This is a genomic window from Micromonospora sp. WMMD714 (genome assembly GCF_029581315.1).
In the GTDB taxonomy this organism is placed as follows: Bacteria; Actinomycetota; Actinomycetes; order Mycobacteriales; family Micromonosporaceae; genus Micromonospora; species Micromonospora rifamycinica.
Genome location: NZ_CP120744.1, coordinates 2,240,245 through 2,260,946 on the forward strand (window position 1 = coordinate 2,240,245; position 20,702 = coordinate 2,260,946).

Sequence of the window (20,702 nt, forward strand, 5' to 3'; positions counted from 1 at the left end):
AGGATGTCCGCGCTGATGGTCGGGTTCGACCTCGACATGACCCTGATCGACTCCCGTCCCGGCATCGCCGCCGCCTACCGGGCGCTCACCGCCCGGACGGGCGTGCCGGTCGACGCCGAGCTGGCGGTCTCCCGGCTCGGCCCGCCGCTGCGCACCGAACTCGCCCACTGGTTCCCGGCCGAACGCGTCGAGGAGGCGGTGACGGCCTACCGGGAGCTCTACCCGGCGTACGCGATCACCCCGACGGTACCGATGCCGGGCGCGCGGGAGGCGGTCGACGCGGTGCACGCGCACGGCGGTCGGGTGATGGTGGTCACCTCGAAGATCGGCCGGCTGGCCCGGCTGCACCTGGACCACCTCGGGCTGGCGGTCGACGAGTTGGCCGGTGACCTGTTCGCCGAGGAGAAGGCGACGTCGCTGCGGGAGCACGGTGCCGCGCTCTACGTCGGTGACCACGTGGCGGACATGGTGGCGGCCGCGGCGGCCGGTGTCCCCGGGGTGGGGGTGGCCACCGGCCCCTGCCGGGCGGACGAGCTGCGGGGCGCCGGAGCACACGTGGTGCTCGACGACCTCACCGGATTCCCGGCGGCGCTCGGTCGGATCATCGGGCTAGCCTTGGAGCAGTAGACGTATCGAGCGAAGCAGGGGTTCCAAGGTGCCGACGGGGCGAGTGAAGTGGTTTGACGCGGCCAAGGGATACGGGTTCGTCACCAGTGACGAGGGTGGCGACGTGTTCCTGCCGAAGGGCGCGCTGCCGGCAGGTGTCACCGACCTCAAGGGTGGTCAACGGGTCGATTTCAGTGTGGTGGACAGCCGGCGGGGCACCCAGGCGATGGGGGTCAAGCTGCTGGATGCGCCGCCGTCCATGGCGGAGCTGCGTCGACGGCCCGCCGAGGAGCTGCACGGCCTGGTCGAGGACATGATCAAGGTGTTGGAGGCGAAGGTCCAGCCGGACCTGCGCCGGGGCCGCTTCCCGGACCGCAAGACCGCGCAGAAGATCGCTCAACTGGTCCACGCCGTGGCCCGCGAGTTGGAGGTCTGAGGCACCAGCCCGGCGTCGGCGGCCCGGCCCAGCAGCGCCTCCACGGCGGCGAACCCCGCGTCCCCCAGGTCGGCGGTGAACTCGTTGACGTAGAGGCCGATGTGCCGGTCCACCACGTCGGGCTCCATCTCCTGCGCGTGCGCGAGCACGTACCCCCGGCTGGCCGCCGGGTCGGCCCAGGCCTGGCGCACCGACTCCCGGATCCAGCCGGCGGCGGCCACCGGGTCGACCACCCCCCGACGGGCCAGGATCGCCCCGAGCGGGATGGGCAGGCCGGTGTCGGATTCCCACCACTCGCCCAGGTCCACCAGCGCGGTCAGGCCGTACCGGTGGTAGGTGAACCGCGCCTCGTGGATCACCAGACCGGCGTCGTACCGGCCGGCCGCCACGCCCGGCATGATCTCGTGGAACGGCACCACCTCGATCCGGGCCGGTGGCCGACCCGCCGACCAGAGCCGGAACAGCAGGTACGCGGTGGTCCGGTCGCCGGGCACCGCCACCGTGGCCCCGCTCAGGTCGGGCCGGTCCGCCCGCCCCGCCCCGGTGGCCGGAGCGCCGGCGGCCCCCGCGTCGTGGGTTCCGGTGGTGCGGGTGAGCACGAGGGGGCCGCAGCCCCGGCCGAGCGCGCCGCCGCAGGGCAGCAGGTGGTAGTCGTCGAGCAGCCAGGGGAGCGCGGCGTAGCTGACCTTCACCAGATCGAAGGCGCCCCGTTCGGCGGCGGTGTTGGTGACGTCGACGTCGGCGAAGGTCACCTCGACCGGCGGAGCCCCCGGCACCCGGCCGTGCACCAGGGCGTCGAAGACGAACGTGTCGTTGGGGCAGGGCGAGATCGCCAGGGAGAGCGCCACCCGCCCACGGTAACCCCGCCCCCGGCCACCGCTCCGCCGTCCCCACTCCGATGTGACGCCGGCCCGGGGGACCGGCCCGGCGGGCCGTAGGGGGCGGAACCTGCTGACCCGGCACCCGGCCGGCAGCTCCGCAGGACGCGACCCCACCGACTTGTCCCCAGCTCCACCGGTTTTCCACAGGGTTGTCCACAGCCGGAGGTGAAGCCGTCGACATTGCTCCCGGCGACCCGGTATTTTTCCCGGCGTCACCGGCTCCTCACTAGTGGTAGTCACCTTCCAGGGAGGGAACGCTATGAGGAGAATTCGGCTGTTGGCCGGTGTCACCGCTGCGGTGGTGGCCGCCGCGACGCTGGCCGCGCCCGCGTACGCGGCGGATCCTGTCGCCGCCGACACGGGACGCGACAGCACCCAGGCGGCGATCCTGGCGTACCGGGCCGTGTACCCGACGATCAGCGACAGCGCCGCCCAGCTCGCGGCGGCCCAGCAGGACACCCGTAAGCAGTTGCACGACAAGCTGGCGGCGGAGCCCCAGACGTACGGCGGGGGCTACTTCGATCCACCGTCCGGCGTCACCCACGTGGCGCTGACCACCCAGGCGAGCGCCGACCGGGCGGTCGAGGCCGGTCGGGCGCTCGGGCTCACCGTGTCCGCCAAGGTGGTGGCGCGCAGCTACGACGAACTGGAGCGGCTCGCCGCGTCGGTGCGTACCGGCACCGACCAGCTCGCCGTGGCGGCCAAGGGCCGGGTGGGCATCGAGGTGGCCAGCAACACGGTGACCGTCGCCCTGACCTCCCAGGAGGCGGCCAGCCTGCCGGGCAGCGCGATTCCGGGCTGGGTGACCATCGTGCCGGCGAGCGCGGACCTCGTCGAGCTGGACATCTGCTCCTCCCGGGCAGCCTGCAACGACAGCCTGCGTTCCGGGCTCTCGATCCGCCACTCCGGTGGTGCCTGCTCGATGGGGTTCACCGCCCGCAGCGGCAGTGTGCGCTACGCGCTCACCGCCGGCCACTGCAACATCGGCGCGTCGACCACCTGGTACACCGCCGGTACGTTGATCGGCACGATGTCCTCGACCAACGCGATCAACTCCGGTGCGGTCGACGCGGGACTCATCAAGGTCACCAACTCCACCTACGCGGCGGACACCGTCGGGCGGATCGCCATCTCCGCCTCGTCCTGGGTGCCGGTCAGGGGCCGGGCGCACCACATGTCGTTCATCTGGGCCGGCGATGTCGTCTGCATCTCGTCCCGCTACCAGGCACCCGCCACGAGCGGCAACCCGTGCGGTGTCATCGCCAGTGTCAGCGACGCCGCCCAGGGCGGCCTGACCCGGTATGAGGGGTACGACCCGTGCCCCGGTGACAGCGGGGGCGGGGTCTACTGGCTGCCGTCGTCCGGCGAGCGGCACGCGTTCGGCCTGCACAGCCGCAGCATCGTGGGGTGCAACAACACCGCCTCGAACAAGAAGAAGGCATGGTTCAGCGCGGTGCCGAGATTCTGGAACACCATGAGCTACGACCTGGGCTGACGCCGGGCGGTGGCACGCCCCGGGGTGGTGGTAAGGACGGGCCTGACCACCACCCCGGGTGGTCAGGACAGGGTCCGGGCCGCCCTGGTCAGGGCGGTGAACGCCTCGCGCATCCGCCAGCCGTCGCGGTCGCGGGGGCCGATCGGATTCGAGACCGTCCGCAGCTCGGCGAAGGGGATGCCAGCCTGCGCGGCGGCGACCGCCACCGCGTACCCCTCCATCGCCTCGGCCACCGCGTCGGGGTGCCGGTCCGCCAGCGCGGCGGTGCTCGCGGCGGTGCCGGTGACCGTGCTGACCGTGAGCACCGCCCCGACCACCGCCTCCGGGAGGGCGGCGCGCAGCCTGCCCAGCAGCGCCGGGTCGGCCTCGATGGTGGGGCCGGCGCCGAGGAGTTCCGCCGGCATCCCCAGCTCGTCGATGGGGATGAAGCCCCCGGGCGACTCCGCTCCCAGGTCGGCGGCGACGCTGCGGGAGGCGAGCACCGTACCGCCGACCGGGGCCCGGCCGGCGAAGCCGCCGGCGATCCCGGCGCTGACCACCGCACGGTACGGGCGGCCGGCGGCCTCGGCGAGAGCCAGCAGACGGGCGGCGGTGGCACCGGCCACGGCCGGACCCACGCCGACCGCCCGGACCGTCACCGTCGGGTCGGCCAGCCCGGCCCGGACCGCCTCCGCCTCGGCCGGTACCGCGGTCAGCACCAGCAGACCCGTCACGACACCGGCCCCGGCGACTCCCGCCGCTGCTCGTCGGCGCCGCTGCCGCTGCCCGGGACGGCCGAGGACGGCCGGTAGATGTGGTAGCCCGGCGGGGCCAGCCCGTCGCCGTGGTCCTCGGGACCGGCCGCTCCACGCGGTGCAGGGGAGGTCGGGGCGGCCCGCGCCGCCGCCTCGGTCGCCGCGTCGTCGGCACTGTCGGCCGGCGGGTCGACCCGGGGGGTGACCGGGCCGTCGGTGGCGTCGCCGGTCGGGCGGCCGGTGGCGTCGGCGGTCGCGGCGGCGGCCCGGTCCTGGGCGGCCAGCTCCTCGTCGGTGAGCGGCCGACCCAGCAGCCGCTCGGTGCGCAGCCGGCCGGCGACGACGACGCCCCGGGCGGCGGCGAGGACGCCCACCCCGGCGGCGACGGCGATGCCGGCCCGACCCTCGAAGGGGACCAGGCCGAGCCCTCCACCGGCGACGAAGGCGAGCATCAGGACGGTCTCCGAGTGGGCGAAGGAGCTGGCCCGCAGCCGCTCCGGGATCCGTTCCTGGATAGAGGCGTCGACGGCGAGCTTGGCGATCCCGCTGGACAGGGCGGCGACCAGGCAGAACAGCGCCACCATGGGGAGCGAGAACTTCAGCACGGCCAGGATCCCCACCCCGGCCACGATGATCATCGTGCTGGACTGGATGGCCGCCGGGCGGTGGATCCGCAGCCGGGTGCCGACCGCGGTGGCCAGGAAACCGCCGACGGCCAGCGCCCCGCCGATGATGCCGAGCGCCGTCTGGTCGTTGAGCCGCCAGCCGAGGAAGTCGTTGGTCAGGTCGCCCTTCTTCAGCGCGAAGGCCAGGAAGAGCAGGAGGAAACCGTAGAGCGCGCGGAGCCCCGCCGCGCCGACCAGGGTGGCGATCACCAGCCGGCCCGCCGGGCGTCCCCGGCCCAACGGGCGGTCGCCCTTACGGCGCAGCGCCCGCAGCGGGCGGGGTACCCGCTCGGGCGGGTCGGAGTCCGCCCGGGGCGGCAGCCGCAGCGCGATCACCATGCCGGCCAGGAAGATGACCGAGGCGACGCGGAGCGGCCACTGCGGCCCGAACCAGAACGCCGCCAGCCCCAGCGGGACCACCAACGCTCCGGCGACCGTGCCGTAGACGCTGGCCCGCGCCCCCACCTGGGACAACCCGATCCCCTCCGGCAACAACCGGGGTACCGCGGCGGACCGGGCCACCCCGTACGCCCGGGAGAGCGCCAGCACGCCGAACGCGGCGGGATAGAGCCCCAGGCTGCCGAGGTAGTCGGAGATCAGCCAGGCCAGGAAGGCGCGGCCGAGCATGGTGGTGGCCAGCGCGTACCGGCGGCCGTGCCGGAAGTGGTCGAGCAGCGGGCCGACCACCGGGGCCAGCATCGCGAACGGCACCATCGTGACCAGCAGGTAGAGGGCCACCTTGCTGCGTGCCTCGCCGAGCGGGACGTCGAAGAAGATGGTCCCGGCCAGGCCGATGGCGATGAGGGTGTCCCCGGCGCAGGAGAGGGCGTGCAGGTCGAAGAGGCGGACCATACCGACCTCACCACCGGCCCCCCTGGCGCGGGCCGACCCGGCCCGTCGGGTCACCCAGCGTCCGCCGTTGGCGGAGCCCCGCAGCAGCAGGCGGGTGGCGCGGATGCCGGTGCCGACGGTCCGGCCCAGCACGGACCGACCGGAGCGGGAGAACAGCGGCATGTGCACCATCCTCGCCCATCTGGTCCAGGTACGCCGCACCACGGGGAAGACTCACTCGGGGAGTGCCTGTCGGCGTCTGCCACGCATGGGGAACAATGGTCGGGTGACCAGGCCCGCTCCCGCCCGTGCCGCCCGCCTCGACCAGGTCTGCGCCGCCGCCGTCGAGGTGGCCCGTGACGCCATCACCGAGGTGGAGCCCGCCGACATCGGGGACCATCTGCGGGCCGTCGCCGAGGGTGACCGGGTGGTCACCCACTATTTCGAGTGTCTGCTCGGTGGTTACCGGGGTTGGCGCTGGGCGGTGACCGTCACCCGGGTGCCGCGCAGCCGGCAGGTCACCGTCTGCGAGACGGTGCTGCTCCCCGGCTCCGACGCGCTGCTCGCGCCCGGCTGGCTGCCCTGGCAGGAACGCCTCAAGCCGGGCGACCTCGGCCCCGGCGACCTGATCCTCACCCCGTCGGACGACGACCGGCTGGCCCCCGGCTACCTGCTCTCCGACGACCCGGCGGTCGAGGAGACCAGCTGGGAGCTGGGCCTCGGTCGCCCCCGGGTGCTGTCCCGCGAGGGGCGCGCCGAGGCGGCCCAGCGCTGGTACGACGGTGACCACGGCCCGTCAGCGCCGATCTCCACCGCCGCGCCGGCCTCGGCCCGCTGCGGCACCTGCGGCTTCTACCTGCCGCTGGCCGGCGCGCTCCGGCAGGCCTTCGGGGCCTGCGGCAACTTCTACGCCCCCGACGACGGTCGGGTGGTCAGCGCCGACCACGGCTGCGGCGCGCACTCGGAGACCCTGGTGGAGACCGCCGAGCCGGCGATCGACGAGCTTCCCACGGTGTACGACGACAGCGCGGTCGAGTCGATGACGGTCGGCGTCGCTTCCGGCCCGGTGGAGACGTCCGTGCCGGTGGAGGCGTCCGTGTCGGCGGAGCAGGCCGGGTCGGTGGAGCCGGTCGACCCCTCCTGAGCGCGGGGGCGGTCCGTCGCGGGGTGGTCCGCGCGGCGGGTGGTCGTCGGCGCGGTGGCCGGGGCGGTCAGCCCTGACGGCCGGCCTGTCGACGGCGACGACGGTGGGCGTCGTGCCGCATCATCACGGCCAGACCGGGAAAGCCCCAGAGGAACCCGGCCAGGCAGGTCCAGAGCCAGTCCCGGTGGCCGTGTTCGGTGAGCCAGTCACGGAAGAAGACCAGCAGGAACAGGCCGGCGACCGCCCAGGCGACCAGCCCGGCGACCGCGAACGGGACCATCGGCGGGTCGAGCGGCTCGGGTCGGGGTGGTTGTTCCTGCGGCACGGGCAGAAGCGTACCGCGAAGCACTTTCCCGGCCCGCCGCTGATCTGCGACGATGCGCGCGACAACGGAAGATCACCTGCGAGGACCTGATGGCCATTGCGCCGCCGGACAACGGCATCCCACCTGATCCCGCCCACCCCCGGAACGGTTTCGACCGGTTCTTCGAGATCTCCGCCCGTGGCTCGACGATGACCCGCGAGGTGCGGGGCGGGCTGGCGACCTTCTTCACGATGGCGTACATCGTGGTGCTGAACCCGCTGATCCTGGGCGGGGCCACCGACGGTGACGACAAGACGCTCTCGATCCCCGCGCTGGCCGCCGCGACCGCGCTGGTGGCCGGCCTGATGACGATCCTGATGGGGGTCGTCGGCCGGTTCCCGATGGCGCTCGCCGCCGGTCTGGGTGTGAACGCGCTCGTCGCGTTCGAGATCGCCCCGGAGATGACCTGGGCGGACGCGATGGGGCTGGTGGTGATCGAGGGTGTGCTGATCGCGATCCTCGTGCTCACCGGCCTGCGGACGGCCGTGTTCCGGGCGGTGCCCACCCAGCTCAAGACCGCCATCGGTGTCGGTATCGGGCTGTTCCTGACCATCATCGGGCTGGTCGACGCCGGTTTCGTCCGCCGGGTGCCGGACGCGGCGAACAGCACCGTGCCGGTGGGCCTCGGCATCAACGGCAAGATCGTCAGTTGGCCGATGCTGGTCTTCGTGGTGGGCCTGCTGGTGACGCTGGTGCTGGTGGTACGCCGGGTCCGGGGCGCGATCCTGATCGGGATCCTGGCCTCGACCGTGCTGGCGATCGTGGTGGAGGCGGTCGCGAAGGTGGGGCCGTCGTTCGTCGACGGCAAGCCCAACCCCGAGGGCTGGTCGCTGAACGTCCCGAAGCTGCCCGAGCGGATCGTGGACGTGCCGGACCTCTCCCTGTTGGGCAACTTCAACGTTCTCGGCGCGTGGGAGCGGGCCGGCTGGCTGATCCCGCTGATGTTCGTCTTCACCCTGTTGATCACGGACTTCTTCGACACGATGGGCACGATGGTCGCGATCGGCCAGGAGGGGGACATGCTCGACGAGCAGGGCACCCCGCCCCGGGCGAAGGAGATCCTGCTGGTCGACTCGATCGCCGCGGCGGCGGGTGGTGCGGCGAGCGTGTCGAGCAACACGTCGTACATCGAGAGCGCCTCGGGGGTCGCGGAGGGTGCCCGGACCGGGGTGGCCAACCTGGTCGCCGGCGGCCTGTTCCTGCTGGCGATGTTCCTGTCGCCGCTGTCCACCGTGGTCCCGTTCGAGGCGGCCTCGACGGCGCTGGTGGTGGTCGGCTTCCTGATGATGACCGCGGTGCGGACGATCGACTGGACCGACTACGAGATCGCCATTCCGGCGTTCCTCACCATCACCCTGATGCCGTTCACCTATTCGATCTCCAACGGCATCGGCGCGGGCATCATCAGCTACGTGCTGCTCAAGCTGGCCAAGGGTCGGGCGCGGGAGATCCACCCGCTGCTCTACGCGGTGGCGGTGCTGTTCGTGCTGTACTTCCTGCGTGGCCCGATCGAGGCCGCGGTGCAGTAGCCCCACCCGTCGCCTCCGGGTCGGGCGACCCGTCGGGACACCCGGCCCGGAACGGCGGAATTCCTCCTCGTGAGCATGGTCATATCGCGTGTCGTTAGCCAGGCTCATTAGTTAGGCTAACGACTGTGACGGAGCGGACGGTGACGGCGAACCGCGTGCCACCGGCGCAACTGGCACCCCAGTTGCGTGATGCGATCACCCGACTCAACCGGCGGGTCCGGCAGGCCCGCCCGGTCGGCGACCTGACGGTCACCCAGCTCTCCGCGCTCACCAGCCTCCGGCTGGCGGGCGCGCTGACGCCCCGGGAGCTGGCCGACGTCGAACGGGTCCAGCCACCGACGATGACCAAGATCGTCGCGAAGCTGGAGGACCGTGGCCTGGTGCGGCGCACCCCCCACCCGACCGACGGCCGGCAGGTCATCCTGGCGGCCACCGAGGGGGGCCGGGCCGTGCTCGACCAGTTCGAGCGGGTCCGCGACGAGTGGCTGGCCAGCCGGCTGGCCGCGCTCCCGGAGGACGACCGCGACACGCTACGGCGGGCCGCCGAGATCCTCCAGCAGCTCGCCCGCGACTGACGCCCCACCGGGTCCGCGCCGTCCGCCGTCGATGACGCGTACGCGACCCGAGGAGGCGCACCGAGAGTGCAGGCGAAGCTGAGCACGATGTTCCAGTCCCTACGAGTCCGTAACTACCGACTCTTCGCCACCGGACAACTGGTCAAACTGATCGGTGTCTGGATGATGTTCATCGCCCAGGACTGGCTCGTCCTTGAGCTCTCCGACGACTCGGCCACCGCGCTCGGCGTGGTGACCGCGCTCCAGTTCACCCCGGTGCTGCTGCTCACCCTGCTCTCCGGCCGGCTCGCCGACCGCTACGACAAGCGGATGCTGCTCTTCGTCGCCAACGCCTTCTGGACGGTGCTGGCGCTGGGGATGAGCCTGCTGGTGCTCACCGACCTGGTCCAGCTCTGGCACGTCTTCGCGTTCGCCGCCCTGCTCGGCACCGCCAACGCGGTGGAGACGCCGGTCCGGCAGGCGTTCGTCAGCGAACTGGTCGGCACCACCCTGCTGCCCAACGCGCTCTCCCTCAACGCGGCGGTGTTCAACTCGGCGCGGATCATCGGCCCGGCCGTGGCCGGGCTCGCCATCGCCGCCTTCGACGTCGGCCCGGTCTTCCTGTTCACCGCGGTCAGCTCCATCGCGCCGCTGGCCAACGTGGTCCGGATGCGCCCGGCCGAGCTGTACCGCAAGGACCTCCCGCCGATCGGCGAACGGGACTCGGCGAAGATCGTCGACGGGCTGCGGTACGTCCGGCGTCGCCCCGACCTGCTGTTGCCGATGGTGGTCATGTCGGTCGTCGGGATGTCGCTGTTCAACTTCCAGCTCACCCTCGCGGCACTCGCCAAGACGGTCTTCCACACCGGGGCCGCCTCGTTCGGCCTGTTCAGCACCGCACTGGCGGTCGGCGCGCTGGCCGGGGCGCTCGCCGGCACCGGACGGCGCAGCCGCCCGTCGGTCTGGCTGGTGCTCGGCGCGGCGGTCGGCTGCGCCGTCTTCGGTACCCTGGTCGGCTTCGCCCCGGCGTACTGGCTGGTGGTGACCTTGCTCCTGCCGACCGGGTTCTTCATGGTCTTCTTCGCCCAGGCCGCCAACCAGCGGGTCCAGCTCGGCACCGACGCCGCGTTCCGGGGGCGGGTGATGTCCCTGTGGGTGCTGGTGTTCCTCGGCACCAACCCGGTCGGCGCACCGATCGTCGGCTGGGTCGCCGAGACCTGGGGCGCCGGGGCGAGCATCTGGATCGGTGGACTCGTCTCGCTGGCCACCGCCCTGCTCGCGCTCGCCTGGCAGCTCCGCCGCTCCGGTGCCCGGCTGCGCTTCCGGGTGCTGCCGATGCCCCGCTTCTACGTGGTCTCCCGCCCCCGGTTGCTCACCCCGACCGGGCGGTGACCCCGACCGGCCGCCGCGCCGGACGGGGTCGGTTCCGGGCCGTGACCGGCCGCCGCGCCGGGCGGTGGCCCCGACCGGCCGCCGCGCCGGTCGACCCGGACCGGTTCCGGACCGTGACAATGCGGTGGCGGACGGCCGCGAAGGGTCGTAGCGTCGAGGTGTGGCAGGCGGGAGGACGCTGGTGCTGGTGTTGGCACTCCTGGGCATGGCGTGCCTGCCGGTGGTGTTCGCCCTGTTCCTCTGTTTCGACGAGATCGCCGACCGGGTGGCCTGCGGCTGGTCCGAGTGGCGGGACCGTCGCCGGGAGCGCCGGACCATCGCCCGGCTCGACCGGGACTTCGCCGCCGACGCGTCCACCCGCGACGTCGACCTGACCGAGCTGGACCGGCCCGACCGCCGGCCGCTCGAACTCCTCGCCGCCGACCTGCGGCGGCTGGGCCGCCACCGGCTCGCCGCCGGTGGCCGCTCGGTGGTCTGGCACCGTTCGGTCATCGAGGCGTACGACGACCGGCTCCGCGCCGCCTGTCGGGCGCTGGGGACGGTCGAGCACCTGGCCGAGCTGACCGGGGTCGACCGGGAGATCGAGCGGGTCCGGGTCGAGGGGCTGCTGGCCGCCGCGGGGCTCGGGCTGCCGACCGTCGACGCCGACCGCCGCCCCCGCGACCGGCGGGCGTGAGACTCTTCGTCGCGGTCTACCCGCCGCCGGCCGCCGTCGCGGAGATCACCGCCCGGACGGCCCGGCTGCGGGTCGGCGCGGCCACCGCCGCCGGTCTCGACGTACGCCTGACCGCGCCGGCCCACCTGCACGTCACGCTGGCCTTCCTCGGCGAGGTCGGTCCCGACCGGCTGCCCGAGGTGACCGACGCCCTCGGGTCGGCCGCCGGGGAAGCCCGCGCCGGCTGGGACCACCCGCCCCGGCTGCGGCTCGGCGGGGGTGGCTGTTTCGGGCAGGGCCGGTCCACCGTGCTGTGGGTGGACGTCCAGGGGGAGGTGGCCGCGCTGCGGACGCTGGCCCGACGGATCCGCGCCGCGCTGGGCCGGGCCGCCCTGCCGTACGACCGGAGACCGTTCCGTCCGCACCTGACGGTGGCCCGCCCCGGGGACCGGCTCGACCCGTCCGACGTGGACGCCGACCGACTCACCCTCGACGGTCACCCGGGCCCGCAGTGGCCGGCGACCGAGCTGGTGCTGGTGCACAGCCGTCCCGGACCCCGGCACACCCCCCTCGCCAGCTGGCCCCTCTGAGCTCGTCCCGCCCCGCCGGGGATCAGCTGGCCCGGGGATCAGCGGCCGGTCACCAGGCCCAGGCCTCCGGCCCGGGGCCGCCGTTGCCGACCGGCGGGAACAGCTCGTCGAGCCGCTGCTCCGTCGCCCCGTCGATCTCCACGGCGAGCGCCCCGAGGGCGTTGTCGAGCTGCTCCACGGTGCGCGGGCCGATGATCGGGGCGGTCACTCCGGGACGGGAGAGCAACCAGGCCAGCGCCACGTTCGCCGGGTCGTGCCCCAGGTCCGCGCAGAACTTCTCGTACGCCTCGATGGTGGACCGGTGCACGGCGAGCCCCTCGGCGGCGCGACCACCGGTGCCCCGCGCGGCACTGCCCTCGGCCATCTTGCGCAGCAGCCCGGCCAGCAGCCCGCCGTGCAGCGGCGACCACGGGATGACCCCCAGCCCGTAGTGCTGGGCGGCCGGGATCACCTCCAGCTCGACATGCCGGGTGAGCAGGTTGTAGATGGACTGTTCGGCGACCAGGCCGAGGAAGTTGCGCTGTGCGGCGGCGGCCTGTGCCTGGGCGATGTGCCAGCCGGCGAAGTTGGACGATCCGACGTAGATCACCTTGCCCTGGGCGACCAGCGTCTCCATCGCCTGCCAGATCTCCTCCCACGGGGTGGTCCGGGAGACGTGGTGCATCTGGTACAGGTCGATCACGTCGGTCTGGAGCCGGCGCAGGGAGTCCTCGCAGGCCCGGACGATGTGCCGGGCGCTCAGGCCCCGCTCGTTGGGCCACTCGCCCATGGTGCCGTAGACCTTGGTGGCCAGGACGACCCGGTCCCGCCGGCCGCCACCCTGGGCGAACCAGCGGCCGATGATCTGCTCGGTGATCCCCTCACCGGTCTGCCAGCCGTACACGTTGGCGGTGTCGAAGAAGTTGATCCCGTGGTCGAGCGCCCGGTCCATGACCGCGAAGCTGGCCGGCTCGTCGGTCTGCTGCCCGAAGTTCATCGTGCCGAGGCAGAGCCGGCTCACCGACAGGCCGGTGCGTCCCAGATTGGTGTACTCCATCGGACCACCCTGACACGTGCCGGCCCGGTGTGCCGGTCGACGTCAGGGTGGCCCATCGATCAGGATGACTCGCGGGCGGCCGGGCCGCTGCCGAAGAGGACGTCGTCCCAGCTCGGCAGGCGCTTGCGCGGCTTGCCCGAGGCGTCCGTCGACTCGCCGCCGGCCGCTGCCGCCGGGCCGGTGCGTCGGGGCCGGAGCACCGCCAGCGACGGTACGGCCGGGACCTCCTTCGGCGCGTCCGAGTCGTCGTCGAACGCGGAGCCCTGACCACCGCCGAGCAGGGCGGCGGCCCCGCCGCCGACGACCCGCTGACGGGGCGCGTCGGAGCCGACCGAGGCGGCCGGGGAACGCGGTTCGAGCCCCCGCCCAGAGGTGCCGCCGAGGGGACGGTCCAGGGACGCGAGCAGGGCGTCCCGCCCGGCCCGGATCGGATCCCGGCCCGGACGGGCCTGGTCGCCGGCGGCCGGTAGGCCGTGCCCGCCCCGGCTCGGCTCACCGCGCGACGGACCGGGCAGGGCGTGACCGCTCCGCTCCGGTGCCGGCTCCTGGCCGAGGATCGGGGTGGGACGCTCGGCGCACAGGTACTGCGCCATGTCGTCGTGCGGGGCGACGTTCTGCCGGAGCTTGTCGAGATCCCAGACGGCCTGGGCGGTGGCCTTCCCGGACGGCCAGGTGGCGATGATCCGCCAGGTGCCGTCGTCGCGCCGGAAAGCGTCCCAGGAGATCTTCTCGGTGTCGATGCCGTGCTGGGCCAGCCGGCCGTTGACCACCTCGGCCAGCGGGGTGGCCTTCTCGGCCCCCTTGAGCCGGGTGCGCCGGGCGTGCTGGGCGAGCATGGCCCGTTCCTGGAGCACCGGGCCGGCGTAGCGCAGCACCCGGTCGACGGGGACACCGGCGATCCGGGCGACGTCCTCGGCGGACTCGCCGGAGCGGATCCGGGCCTGGATGTCGCGGGGGGACAGCGACGGGGTCGGGTCGGCGCTGGCGGGCACCACGGCGAGCGGCGGCGTACCGGGCTCGGCGTGCAGCACGGTCGCGATGCGTTCGTCGATGGGGAGGGCGAGCAGGCGCCCCACCTCGTCGGCGAGCACCAGCGCCTGGCCGTCCTCGGAGAGGGCGACGAAGCGTACTGGGCGCATGGCGTAGCCTCCGTCCCGCTTCGCTGGCCGTCACGCCACGAGCCGGCCACCCGGGCGTCCTCGCACCACCGTACGCTCATCTGCCCACAGGTGGGGGATGCGACTTGCGCATGTCGCGACTGAGCTGCGGCGATGATCACGGTGGGTGGCCGCGGCAGCCGCTGCGACCACCCACTGTGACGGGTGTGACTAGAGCCGCTCGACCACGTAGTCGATGGCGGCGGTGAGCGCCTCCACGTCGGCCGGCTCCACCGCCGGGAAGAGCGCGACCCGCAGCTGGTTGCGGCCGAGCTTGCGGTACGGCTCGGTGTCGACGATGCCGTTGGCGCGCAGCACCTTGGCGATCGCGGCGGCGTCCACCCCGTCGGCGAAGTCGATGGTGGCGACCACGTTGGAGCGCAGGGTCGGGTCGGTGACGAACGGGGTGGCGAAGTCGGCCCGCTCGGCCCAGCCGTAGACGATCTCGGCGCTCTCGGCGGTGCGCTTGGCCGCCCAGCTCAGGCCGCCCTGCGAGTTCATCCAGTCGGTCTGCTCGGCGGCCAGGAAGACGGTCGCCAGCGCCGGGGTGTTGTAGGTCTGCTCCAGCCGCGAGTTGTCGATCGCGGTGACCAGGTCGAGGAAGGCCGGGATGTACCGGCCGGACGACTTGATCTCGGTGGCCCGCTCCAGCGCGGCCGGCGACATCAGGGCCAGCCAGAGGCCACCGTCGGAGCCGAAGCACTTCTGCGGGGCGAAGTAGTAGACGTCGGTCTCGCCGACGTTGACGTCCAGGCCGCCCGCGCCGGAGGTGGCGTCGACCAGCAGCAGCGCGCCCGGGTCGGCGTCGGCCACCCGGTTGATCGGCACCGCGACACCGGTGGAGGTCTCGTTGTGCGGGGTGGCGTAGACGTCCACCCCGGCCTCGGCCAGCAGGCCGGGGGCGCTGCCCGGCTCGGCCTTGCGGACGGTCGGCTCACCGAGGAACGGCGCATCCTTGACCGACTTGGCGAACTTCGCGCCGAACTCGCCGAAGCTGGCGAACTGTGCCCGGTCGCGGACCAGGCCGAAGGTGGCGACCTCCCAGAAGGCGGTGGCGCCGCCGTTGCCGATGACCACCTCGTAGCCCTCGGGGAGGGAGAAGAACTCGGCGATGCCCCGGCGCAGCCGGGCGACCTCGGCGCGGACGGTCTGCTGCCGGTGCGAGGTGCCCAGGTAGCTGGTCGCCACGTCGGCGAGCGCGGAGACCGCCGCGGGACGGACCTTGGACGGCCCGCAGCCGAACCGCCCGTCGGCGGGCTTGATGTCGTCGGGAATCCGGATGGTCGGTGCGTCAGCCACGGTTCTCTCGATCCTTCCGCATGGGCGAGGGCGGGCCCTTCGACGGCGCGGACCTGCGGCGGGACGCGCACTGGGGCACGTCACGGCCTGGTCCGGGCCTGGTCCGGCGACACTGCCGGCCTTCATCCTCGCACCCGGGGCGGCCCGGCTGCGGGCTGGTCCCAGGCCCGGGGCTGAGGCGTCCGACACACCGGGAGCGGGCGGGCGGACCCACCGGGAGCGGGTGGGCGGACCCGCCGGGAGCGGGTGGGCGGACACGCCGGCGCGGGCGGCGGTCACGCGGAAGGGGCGTCGACCGGCCGGTCGACGCCCCTTGCGGAGTACGCGTGCTCAGACGCCGTGCGGGATGGCGTCCCAGCCCTCGACCTGCTGCGGCTTGCGGGTCTCCGGCCCGATGTAGCGGGCGGACGGCCGGACCAGCCGCTGGAGCTTCTTCTGCTCCAGGATGTGCGCGGACCAGCCGCCCATCCGGGCGCAGGTGAACATCGAGGTGAACATGTGCGCCGGCACCTCGGCGAAGTCCAGCACCACGGCCGACCAGAACTCGACGTTGGTGGCGAGGACCCGGTCCGGGCGGCGGGCCTGGAGCTCGGCCAGCGCGGCCTTCTCCAGCGCCTCGGCCACCTCGAAACGGGGTGCGCCCAGCTCGCGGGCGGTGCGCCGGAGCACCCGGGCGCGCGGGTCCTCGGCCCGGTAGACCCGGTGGCCGAAGCCCATCAGCCGCTCACCGCGGTCGAGGACGCCCTTGACGTACCCCTCGGCGTCGCCGCTGCGCTCGACGGCCTCCAGCATGGTGAGCACCCGCGACGGGGCGCCGCCGTGCAGCGGGCCGGAGAGCGCGCCGATGCCCGACGAGATGCAGGCCGCGGCGTCGGCACCGGTGGAGGCGACGATCCGGGCGGTGAAGGTGGAGGCGTTCAGACCGTGCTCGGCGGCCGAGATGAAGTACGCGTCGACGGCCTTGACGTGCCGGGGATCCGGTTCGCCCCGCCAGCGCTTCATGAAGCGCTCGACGATCGTCTCGGCCTTGTCGATCTCCTTCTGCGGCACCGCCGGCAGGCCGAGGCCGCGGGCGGACTGGGCGACGAAGGAGAGCGCGGTCACCGAGACCCGGGCCAGGTCGGCGCGGGCCTGGGAGTCGGAGATGTCCAGCAGCTGACTGAGCCCCCAGTACGGAGCGAGCATGGCGACCGCGGACTGCACGTCGACGCGGATGTCGCCGGAGTGCACCGGCACCGGGAACGGCTCGGCCGGCGGCAGGCCGGGGCCGAACCGCCCGTCGACCAGCAGCGCCCAGACGTTGCCGAAGGAGACCTGGCCGATCAGATCCTCGATATCCACGCCCCGGTAGCGCAGCGCGCCACCCTCGCGGTCCGGTTCGGCGATCTCGGTCTCGAAGGCCACGACGCCTTCGAGACCCGGTTTGAAGTCGGCCATGTCGTCTCCTGGCTTCTGGCTCGGTACGCCCGCCACGGGCTCGGTCCGGCCCGGTACCTTAGGCGACCCTCAGGGATGTGTTCGTGCCATCTTGCCTGGTGAGTAACCAGGCGCGCGACCCGCTGCCACTGTGCCGCACGCGACATCCCCGCCGCTGGACGTCGGGGCACCTGGCGTGAGACTGATCGGTGGGCTGACCAGCGTCGACAGGATGCGGCACGCCCGGCGAGGGGAGAATGACGTGACGGGCGACACACCTGCCCTGGCGGGCATGCGCAACGAGTACGCCGCCGACCGGGGCCTCACCGAGCGGGGACTGGCCGCCGACTGGCCCACCCAGTTCGGCCGCTGGCTGGCCGACGCGGTCGCGGCCGGGCTGCCCGAGCCGAACGCGATGGTCCTCGGCACCGCCGACGCCGCCGGTCGGCCCAGCGGCCGGACCGTGCTGCTCAAGGAGTACGACCCGGCGGGCTTCGTCTTCTACACCAACCACGGCTCGCGCAAGGGCACCGAGCTGGCCGCCAACCCGTGGGCCAGCCTGGTCTTCCCCTGGTTCCCGATGCAGCGGCAGGTGGTGGTGACCGGCCGGGTCGCGCCCGTCGACCGGGCCGAGACCGAGGCGTACTTCGCCACCCGGCCGCGCGGCTCCCAGCTCGGCGCCTGGGCGAGCACCCAGTCCGAGGTGGTGCCGGACCGGGCCGCGCTGGAGGAGGCGTACCGGGTGGCGGCGGAGCGCTTCCCGGACGGCACGCCGGTCCCCGCGCCCCCGCACTGGGGCGGGTTCCGGGTCCGGCCGGAGTCGGTGGAGTTCTGGCAGGGGCGGGCCGGTCGGCTGCACGACCGGCTGCGGTTCCGTCGGGTCGGCGGGGACGACTGGGTGGTCGAGCGGCTGGCACCGTGACCGCCGTCCAGCAGGCCCGGCCGGGTGGCGTCCGCCGCTGGGCCATCGACCTGCGCCCGCTGCGGATCCCCGCGTACCGCCGGATGTGGCTCGGCAACACGGTGGCGATGTTCGGGTTCCAGTTCACCGCGGTCGCCGTGCCGGTGGAGATGTACGCGCTGACCCGGAACTCCTTCTGGGTGGGCCTGCTCGGGGTGGCCGGCTTCCTGCCGCTGCTGGTCTTCGGCCTGTGGGGCGGGGCGGTCGCCGACGCCCGGGACCGGCGGCGGGTGCTGCTGGTCGGCTCGGCGCTGCTCTGGGTGTCGGTGCTCGGCCTGCTCGGGCACGCGCTGTCCGGCCTGGGCAGCCCGGTGCTGCTGCTGGCGCTGGTGACCGTGCACTCGATCGCGTTCGCCATCAGCTCGCCGGCCCGGTCGGCGATCCTGCCCCGGCTGCTCCCGCCCGAGCTGGTCCCGGCCGGCAGCACCCTGAACTACACCACCTTCACCGCCGCGGCGGTGGCCGGCCCGCTCGCCGCCGGCCTGGTCTTCGCCGCCTTCGGCACCGGCGCCGGGCTGCCGGTCGCGTACGCAGCCGACGCGCTGCTGTTCACCGCGCTGGTGGTGGCGACGCTGCGGCTGCCGGCGATGCCGCCGGCCCCACCCGCCGAGGGCGAGGCCCGACGGGGCGGCCTGGCCGGCATCCTCGACGGCTTCCGCTACCTCGCCGCCACCCCGGTGCTGCTCTCCTCGTTCGCCATCGACCTGATCGCGATGATCCTGGCCATGCCCCGGGCGCTCTTCCCCGAGGTGGCGCAGGAGCGGTTCGGCGGCGGCGCGGTGGTGGGCTGGCTCTACAGCGCGATCGCGATCGGCGCGATGCTGGGCGGCCTGACCTCCGGGTGGATCGGCCGGCTGCGCCGGCAGGGGCTCGCCCTGGTGGTGGCCGTGGTGGGCTGGGGGCTGGCCATCGCGGCGGCCGGGCTGGCCCGCCAGCTCTGGCTGGTGGTGCTCCTGCTCGCGGTGGCCGGCGCGGCGGATCTGGTCAGCGCGGTGCTGCGGCAGTCGATGCTGCTGGTCTACGCGCCGGACCGGATGCGCGGCCGGCTCCAGGGGGTGAACACGGTGGTGGTGGCCGGTGGCCCGCGCCTCGGCGACCTGCGGGCGGGGGCGGTGGCGGCCGGGTTCGGCCCCGGTGTCGCCTGGGTCGGTGGCGGGTTGCTCGCGGCGGCGTTGGCGGTGCTGCTGGTGGTGAGCTTCCCGGCCCTGCTGCGCTACCGGGCCGGCACCGCGCCGGCGGAACAGCGCCGCTGATCACCGCCCGGTGGGACGGTGCGCCGGGTCCGGCGGGCCGAGCAGGGCACCGACTAAGGTCACGGCATGGACAACACCGCACGGCGCCCCGCCTCGGGGACACAGTGGACCATCGCCGCCGACGGCCACGAGGCCGTCATCGTCGAGGTCGGCGGTGGGGTACGCACGTTCCGGCGGAACGGGGTGGACTACCTCGACGGCTACGCCGAGGACGAGATCAGTCCCGGTAGCGCCGGGCACGTGCTGGCCCCCTGGCCGAACCGGATCCGGGACGGGAAGTACACCTTCGGCGGCCGGTCGTTGCAGCTCGACCTGACCGAGCCGGCCCGCGGGGTCGCCCTGCACGGCCTGGTCAACTGGGTGCGCTGGGAGCTGGTCGAGGAGTCCGCCGACGCGGTGACCCTCGGCTACGACCTGCCGCCGACCCCCGGCTACCCGTGGCCGTTGCGGCTGCGCAGCCGGTGGAGCGTGGGGGCGGACGGGCTGCGTGCCGAGCACGAGGTGACCAACACCGGGGTCGAGACCGCGCCGTTCGGGTTCTCCGTGCACCCGTACCTGCGGCTGGCCGGGGTCGCGGTGGACGACCTCACGATGCGGCTGCCGGCCCGCAGCCGGCTCCAGGTCGACGCCCGGCTGCTGCCGATCGGGGCGACCCCGGTGGCCGGCACCGAGTACGACTGGACCACCCCCCGCCCGATCGGCCAGGCGCAGCTCGACCTCTGCTTCGGCGACGTGATCCGGGACGACGACGGCGGCTCGTCGGTGACCCTGGCCGCCCCCGACGACGCGGACGGCGTGCGGCTCTGGGCGGACCGCGAGTTCGGCTGGTGGCAGGTCTTCACCGGCGACGCGCTCACCGGGGAACGGCACCGCCGGTCGGTGGCGGTGGAGCCGATGACCTGCCCGCCGGACGCCTTCCGGTCCGGCCGGGACGTGATCGAGCTGGGCGCGGGGCAGACCTGGCGGGGCAGCTGGGGCATCCGGCCCGGGGCCTGAGCATGGAGTTCGCCGAGGTGGTCCGGCGACGCCGGATGGTGCGCAACTACGACCCGGACCGTCCGGTGCCGCCGGAGGTGGTGGACCGGCTGCTCGGCCACGCGGTCCGGGCGCCGTCGGCCGGCTTCGCCCAGGGCTGGGGTTTCCTGGTGCTGGAGGAGCCGGCGGACCGGGAGCGGTTCTGGGCGGCGGCGACCCCGGGCGGCGGTGGGCGTCAGCGGTGGCTGGCGGGGATGCGCCGGGCCCCGCTGATCGTGGTGCCGCACGCCAACCGGGCGGCCTACCTGGAGCGGTACGCCGAGCCGGACAAGGGCTGGACGGACCGCTCCGAGGACCGCTGGCCGGTGCCCTACTGGTACGTCGACACGGGTTTCGCCGCGCTGCTGATGCTGCTGACCGCCGTGGACGAGGGGCTGGGGGCGTGCTTCTTCGGCATCCCGCCCGACCGGTTGGCGGCGTACCGGGAGGCGTTCGGGGTGCCGGCGGAATACCATCCGATCGGCGCGTTGACGGTGGGTTACCGGGCGGTGGACCACCGGTCACCGTCGCTGCGGCGGGGGCGTCGACCGGTGGACGAGGTGGTGCGCCGCGGTCGGTGGAGTTGATGCTGGTTCGTACCCTGCGCGGTGGGTGTCGGGGGGACGGAAACCGACAACGGGGAGCAAAACGCGGTGTGGCAGGGGCGGATAGGCTGGCACCGTCATCGGT

At 73.7% G+C, this 20,702-nt stretch carries 21 protein-coding genes; 13 read left to right on the forward strand and 8 right to left on the reverse strand.

From position 1 onward, the window contains the following. Positions 1 to 3: 3 nt before the first annotated feature. Together O7625_RS10100 and O7625_RS10105 are read left to right on the forward strand one after the other, a co-directional pair. The gene (locus O7625_RS10100) at positions 4 to 627 is read left to right on the forward strand and encodes an HAD hydrolase-like protein (protein WP_282345562.1); all 624 of its coding nucleotides are present in this window, start codon (positions 4 to 6) and stop codon (positions 625 to 627) included. Between the two features lie 28 nt (positions 628 to 655). Next, positions 656 to 1,042: a cold shock domain-containing protein gene (locus O7625_RS10105; protein WP_067300229.1), complete on the forward strand. Its 387-nt coding sequence runs from the start codon at positions 656 to 658 to the stop codon at positions 1,040 to 1,042. Here O7625_RS10105 and O7625_RS10110 read toward each other — a convergent pair. After that, a complete protein-coding gene (locus O7625_RS10110; RefSeq protein WP_282345563.1) occupies positions 1,003 to 1,890 on the reverse strand; it encodes a 1,4-dihydroxy-6-naphthoate synthase in 888 nt (295 codons plus the stop codon). The two genes, O7625_RS10105 and O7625_RS10110, sit on opposite strands and share 40 nt — an antisense overlap. 292 nt (positions 1,891 to 2,182) lie before the next feature. On the opposite strand from O7625_RS10110, the gene O7625_RS10115 reads away from it, so the two are divergent. Beyond that, a complete protein-coding gene (locus O7625_RS10115) occupies positions 2,183 to 3,418 on the forward strand; it encodes a hypothetical protein (protein ID WP_282345564.1) in 1,236 nt (411 codons plus the stop codon). A 62-nt stretch (positions 3,419 to 3,480) separates the two neighbouring features. On the opposite strand, the gene O7625_RS10120 is transcribed toward O7625_RS10115, so the two are convergent. Continuing rightward, positions 3,481 to 4,131, reverse strand: a complete 651-nt coding sequence (locus O7625_RS10120) for a futalosine hydrolase (RefSeq protein WP_282345565.1) — start codon at positions 4,129 to 4,131, stop codon at positions 3,481 to 3,483. Next, entirely contained in the window at positions 4,128 to 5,831 is a 1,704-nt protein-coding gene (locus O7625_RS10125) for an MFS transporter (protein WP_282345566.1), read from the reverse strand. Before O7625_RS10125 ends, O7625_RS10120 begins: the two co-directional genes overlap by 4 nt. On the opposite strand from O7625_RS10125, the gene O7625_RS10130 reads away from it, so the two are divergent. Next, positions 5,830 to 6,792, forward strand: coding sequence for a DUF3027 domain-containing protein (locus O7625_RS10130; protein WP_282345567.1), 963 nt, complete (start codon positions 5,830 to 5,832; stop codon positions 6,790 to 6,792). The two genes, O7625_RS10125 and O7625_RS10130, sit on opposite strands and share 2 nt — an antisense overlap. A gap of 67 nt (positions 6,793 to 6,859) precedes the next feature. Here the strand turns inward: O7625_RS10130 and O7625_RS10135 are convergent, their stop codons facing one another. Then, the gene (locus O7625_RS10135) at positions 6,860 to 7,117 is read right to left on the reverse strand and encodes a DUF2530 domain-containing protein (protein WP_067312511.1); all 258 of its coding nucleotides are present in this window, start codon (positions 7,115 to 7,117) and stop codon (positions 6,860 to 6,862) included. An 89-nt stretch (positions 7,118 to 7,206) separates the two neighbouring features. Here O7625_RS10135 and O7625_RS10140 point away from each other — a divergent pair, with 89 nt between their 5' ends. From O7625_RS10140 to thpR, 5 genes are all read left to right on the forward strand, one after another. Then, the gene (locus O7625_RS10140; RefSeq protein WP_282345568.1) at positions 7,207 to 8,685 is read left to right on the forward strand and encodes an NCS2 family permease; all 1,479 of its coding nucleotides are present in this window, start codon (positions 7,207 to 7,209) and stop codon (positions 8,683 to 8,685) included. A gap of 125 nt (positions 8,686 to 8,810) precedes the next feature. After that, a complete protein-coding gene (locus tag O7625_RS10145; protein WP_172898407.1) occupies positions 8,811 to 9,260 on the forward strand; it encodes a MarR family transcriptional regulator in 450 nt (149 codons plus the stop codon). Positions 9,261 to 9,326: 66 nt separating this feature from the next. After that, positions 9,327 to 10,631, forward strand: a complete 1,305-nt coding sequence (locus O7625_RS10150) for an MFS transporter (RefSeq protein ID WP_282345569.1) — start codon at positions 9,327 to 9,329, stop codon at positions 10,629 to 10,631. Between the two features lie 160 nt (positions 10,632 to 10,791). Continuing rightward, the gene (locus O7625_RS10155; RefSeq protein WP_282345570.1) at positions 10,792 to 11,307 is read left to right on the forward strand and encodes a hypothetical protein; all 516 of its coding nucleotides are present in this window, start codon (positions 10,792 to 10,794) and stop codon (positions 11,305 to 11,307) included. Beyond that, positions 11,304 to 11,876: an RNA 2',3'-cyclic phosphodiesterase gene (thpR, locus tag O7625_RS10160; protein WP_282345571.1), complete on the forward strand. Its 573-nt coding sequence runs from the start codon at positions 11,304 to 11,306 to the stop codon at positions 11,874 to 11,876. The genes O7625_RS10155 and thpR overlap by 4 nt, the downstream gene beginning before the upstream one ends. A gap of 49 nt (positions 11,877 to 11,925) precedes the next feature. On the opposite strand, the gene O7625_RS10165 is transcribed toward thpR, so the two are convergent. From O7625_RS10165 to O7625_RS10180, 4 genes are all read right to left on the reverse strand, one after another. After that, positions 11,926 to 12,912, reverse strand: coding sequence for an aldo/keto reductase (locus tag O7625_RS10165; RefSeq protein ID WP_282345572.1), 987 nt, complete (start codon positions 12,910 to 12,912; stop codon positions 11,926 to 11,928). Positions 12,913 to 12,971: 59 nt separating this feature from the next. After that, positions 12,972 to 14,051, reverse strand: coding sequence for a septation protein SepH (sepH, locus tag O7625_RS10170; protein ID WP_067312522.1), 1,080 nt, complete (start codon positions 14,049 to 14,051; stop codon positions 12,972 to 12,974). A 189-nt stretch (positions 14,052 to 14,240) separates the two neighbouring features. Next, on the reverse strand, positions 14,241 to 15,368 hold the full coding sequence (gene serC, locus O7625_RS10175) for a phosphoserine transaminase (protein WP_282345573.1): 1,128 nt from the start codon (positions 15,366 to 15,368) through the stop codon (positions 14,241 to 14,243). 330 nt (positions 15,369 to 15,698) lie between these two features. Further along, the gene (locus O7625_RS10180) at positions 15,699 to 16,805 is read right to left on the reverse strand and encodes a citrate synthase 2 (RefSeq protein WP_282345574.1); all 1,107 of its coding nucleotides are present in this window, start codon (positions 16,803 to 16,805) and stop codon (positions 15,699 to 15,701) included. A 211-nt stretch (positions 16,806 to 17,016) separates the two neighbouring features. On the opposite strand from O7625_RS10180, the gene pdxH reads away from it, so the two are divergent. The 4 genes from pdxH (at position 17,017) to O7625_RS10200 (ending at position 20,599) form a co-directional block, all read left to right on the forward strand. Next, positions 17,017 to 17,706: a pyridoxamine 5'-phosphate oxidase gene (pdxH, locus tag O7625_RS10185; RefSeq protein WP_282346885.1), complete on the forward strand. Its 690-nt coding sequence runs from the start codon at positions 17,017 to 17,019 to the stop codon at positions 17,704 to 17,706. Further along, the gene (locus tag O7625_RS10190) at positions 17,703 to 18,998 is read left to right on the forward strand and encodes an MFS transporter (protein WP_282345575.1); all 1,296 of its coding nucleotides are present in this window, start codon (positions 17,703 to 17,705) and stop codon (positions 18,996 to 18,998) included. Before pdxH ends, O7625_RS10190 begins: the two co-directional genes overlap by 4 nt. A 66-nt stretch (positions 18,999 to 19,064) precedes the next feature. Beyond that, positions 19,065 to 19,994 carry an aldose 1-epimerase family protein gene (locus O7625_RS10195; protein WP_067312533.1) on the forward strand — a complete coding sequence of 310 codons (930 nt, stop codon included), beginning with the start codon at positions 19,065 to 19,067 and terminating at the stop codon, positions 19,992 to 19,994. Between the two features lie 2 nt (positions 19,995 to 19,996). Next, positions 19,997 to 20,599, forward strand: a complete 603-nt coding sequence (locus O7625_RS10200; protein WP_282345576.1) for a nitroreductase family protein — start codon at positions 19,997 to 19,999, stop codon at positions 20,597 to 20,599. Positions 20,600 to 20,702: the final 103 nt, after the last annotated feature.

What these genes read in the sequence shown, in the direction of transcription:
- O7625_RS10100 (WP_282345562.1), top strand. Translation starts at nt 4, where the DNA reads ATGTCCGCGCTGATGGTCGGGTTCGACCTCGACATGACCCTGATCGAC.
- O7625_RS10115 (WP_282345564.1), top strand. Translation starts at nt 2,183, where the DNA reads ATGAGGAGAATTCGGCTGTTGGCCGGTGTCACCGCTGCGGTGGTGGCC.
- O7625_RS10130 (WP_282345567.1), top strand. Translation starts at nt 5,830, where the DNA reads ATGTGCACCATCCTCGCCCATCTGGTCCAGGTACGCCGCACCACGGGG.
- O7625_RS10125 (WP_282345566.1), bottom strand. Translation starts at nt 5,831, where the DNA reads ATGCCGCTGTTCTCCCGCTCCGGTCGGTCCGTGCTGGGCCGGACCGTC.
- O7625_RS10140 (WP_282345568.1), top strand. Translation starts at nt 7,207, where the DNA reads ATGGCCATTGCGCCGCCGGACAACGGCATCCCACCTGATCCCGCCCAC.
- O7625_RS10165 (WP_282345572.1), bottom strand. Translation starts at nt 12,912, where the DNA reads ATGGAGTACACCAATCTGGGACGCACCGGCCTGTCGGTGAGCCGGCTC.
- sepH (WP_067312522.1), bottom strand. Translation starts at nt 14,051, where the DNA reads ATGCGCCCAGTACGCTTCGTCGCCCTCTCCGAGGACGGCCAGGCGCTG.
- O7625_RS10180 (WP_282345574.1), bottom strand. Translation starts at nt 16,805, where the DNA reads ATGGCCGACTTCAAACCGGGTCTCGAAGGCGTCGTGGCCTTCGAGACC.
- pdxH (WP_282346885.1), top strand. Translation starts at nt 17,017, where the DNA reads ATGCGGCACGCCCGGCGAGGGGAGAATGACGTGACGGGCGACACACCT.
- O7625_RS10195 (WP_067312533.1), top strand. Translation starts at nt 19,065, where the DNA reads ATGGACAACACCGCACGGCGCCCCGCCTCGGGGACACAGTGGACCATC.
- O7625_RS10200 (WP_282345576.1), top strand. Translation starts at nt 19,997, where the DNA reads ATGGAGTTCGCCGAGGTGGTCCGGCGACGCCGGATGGTGCGCAACTAC.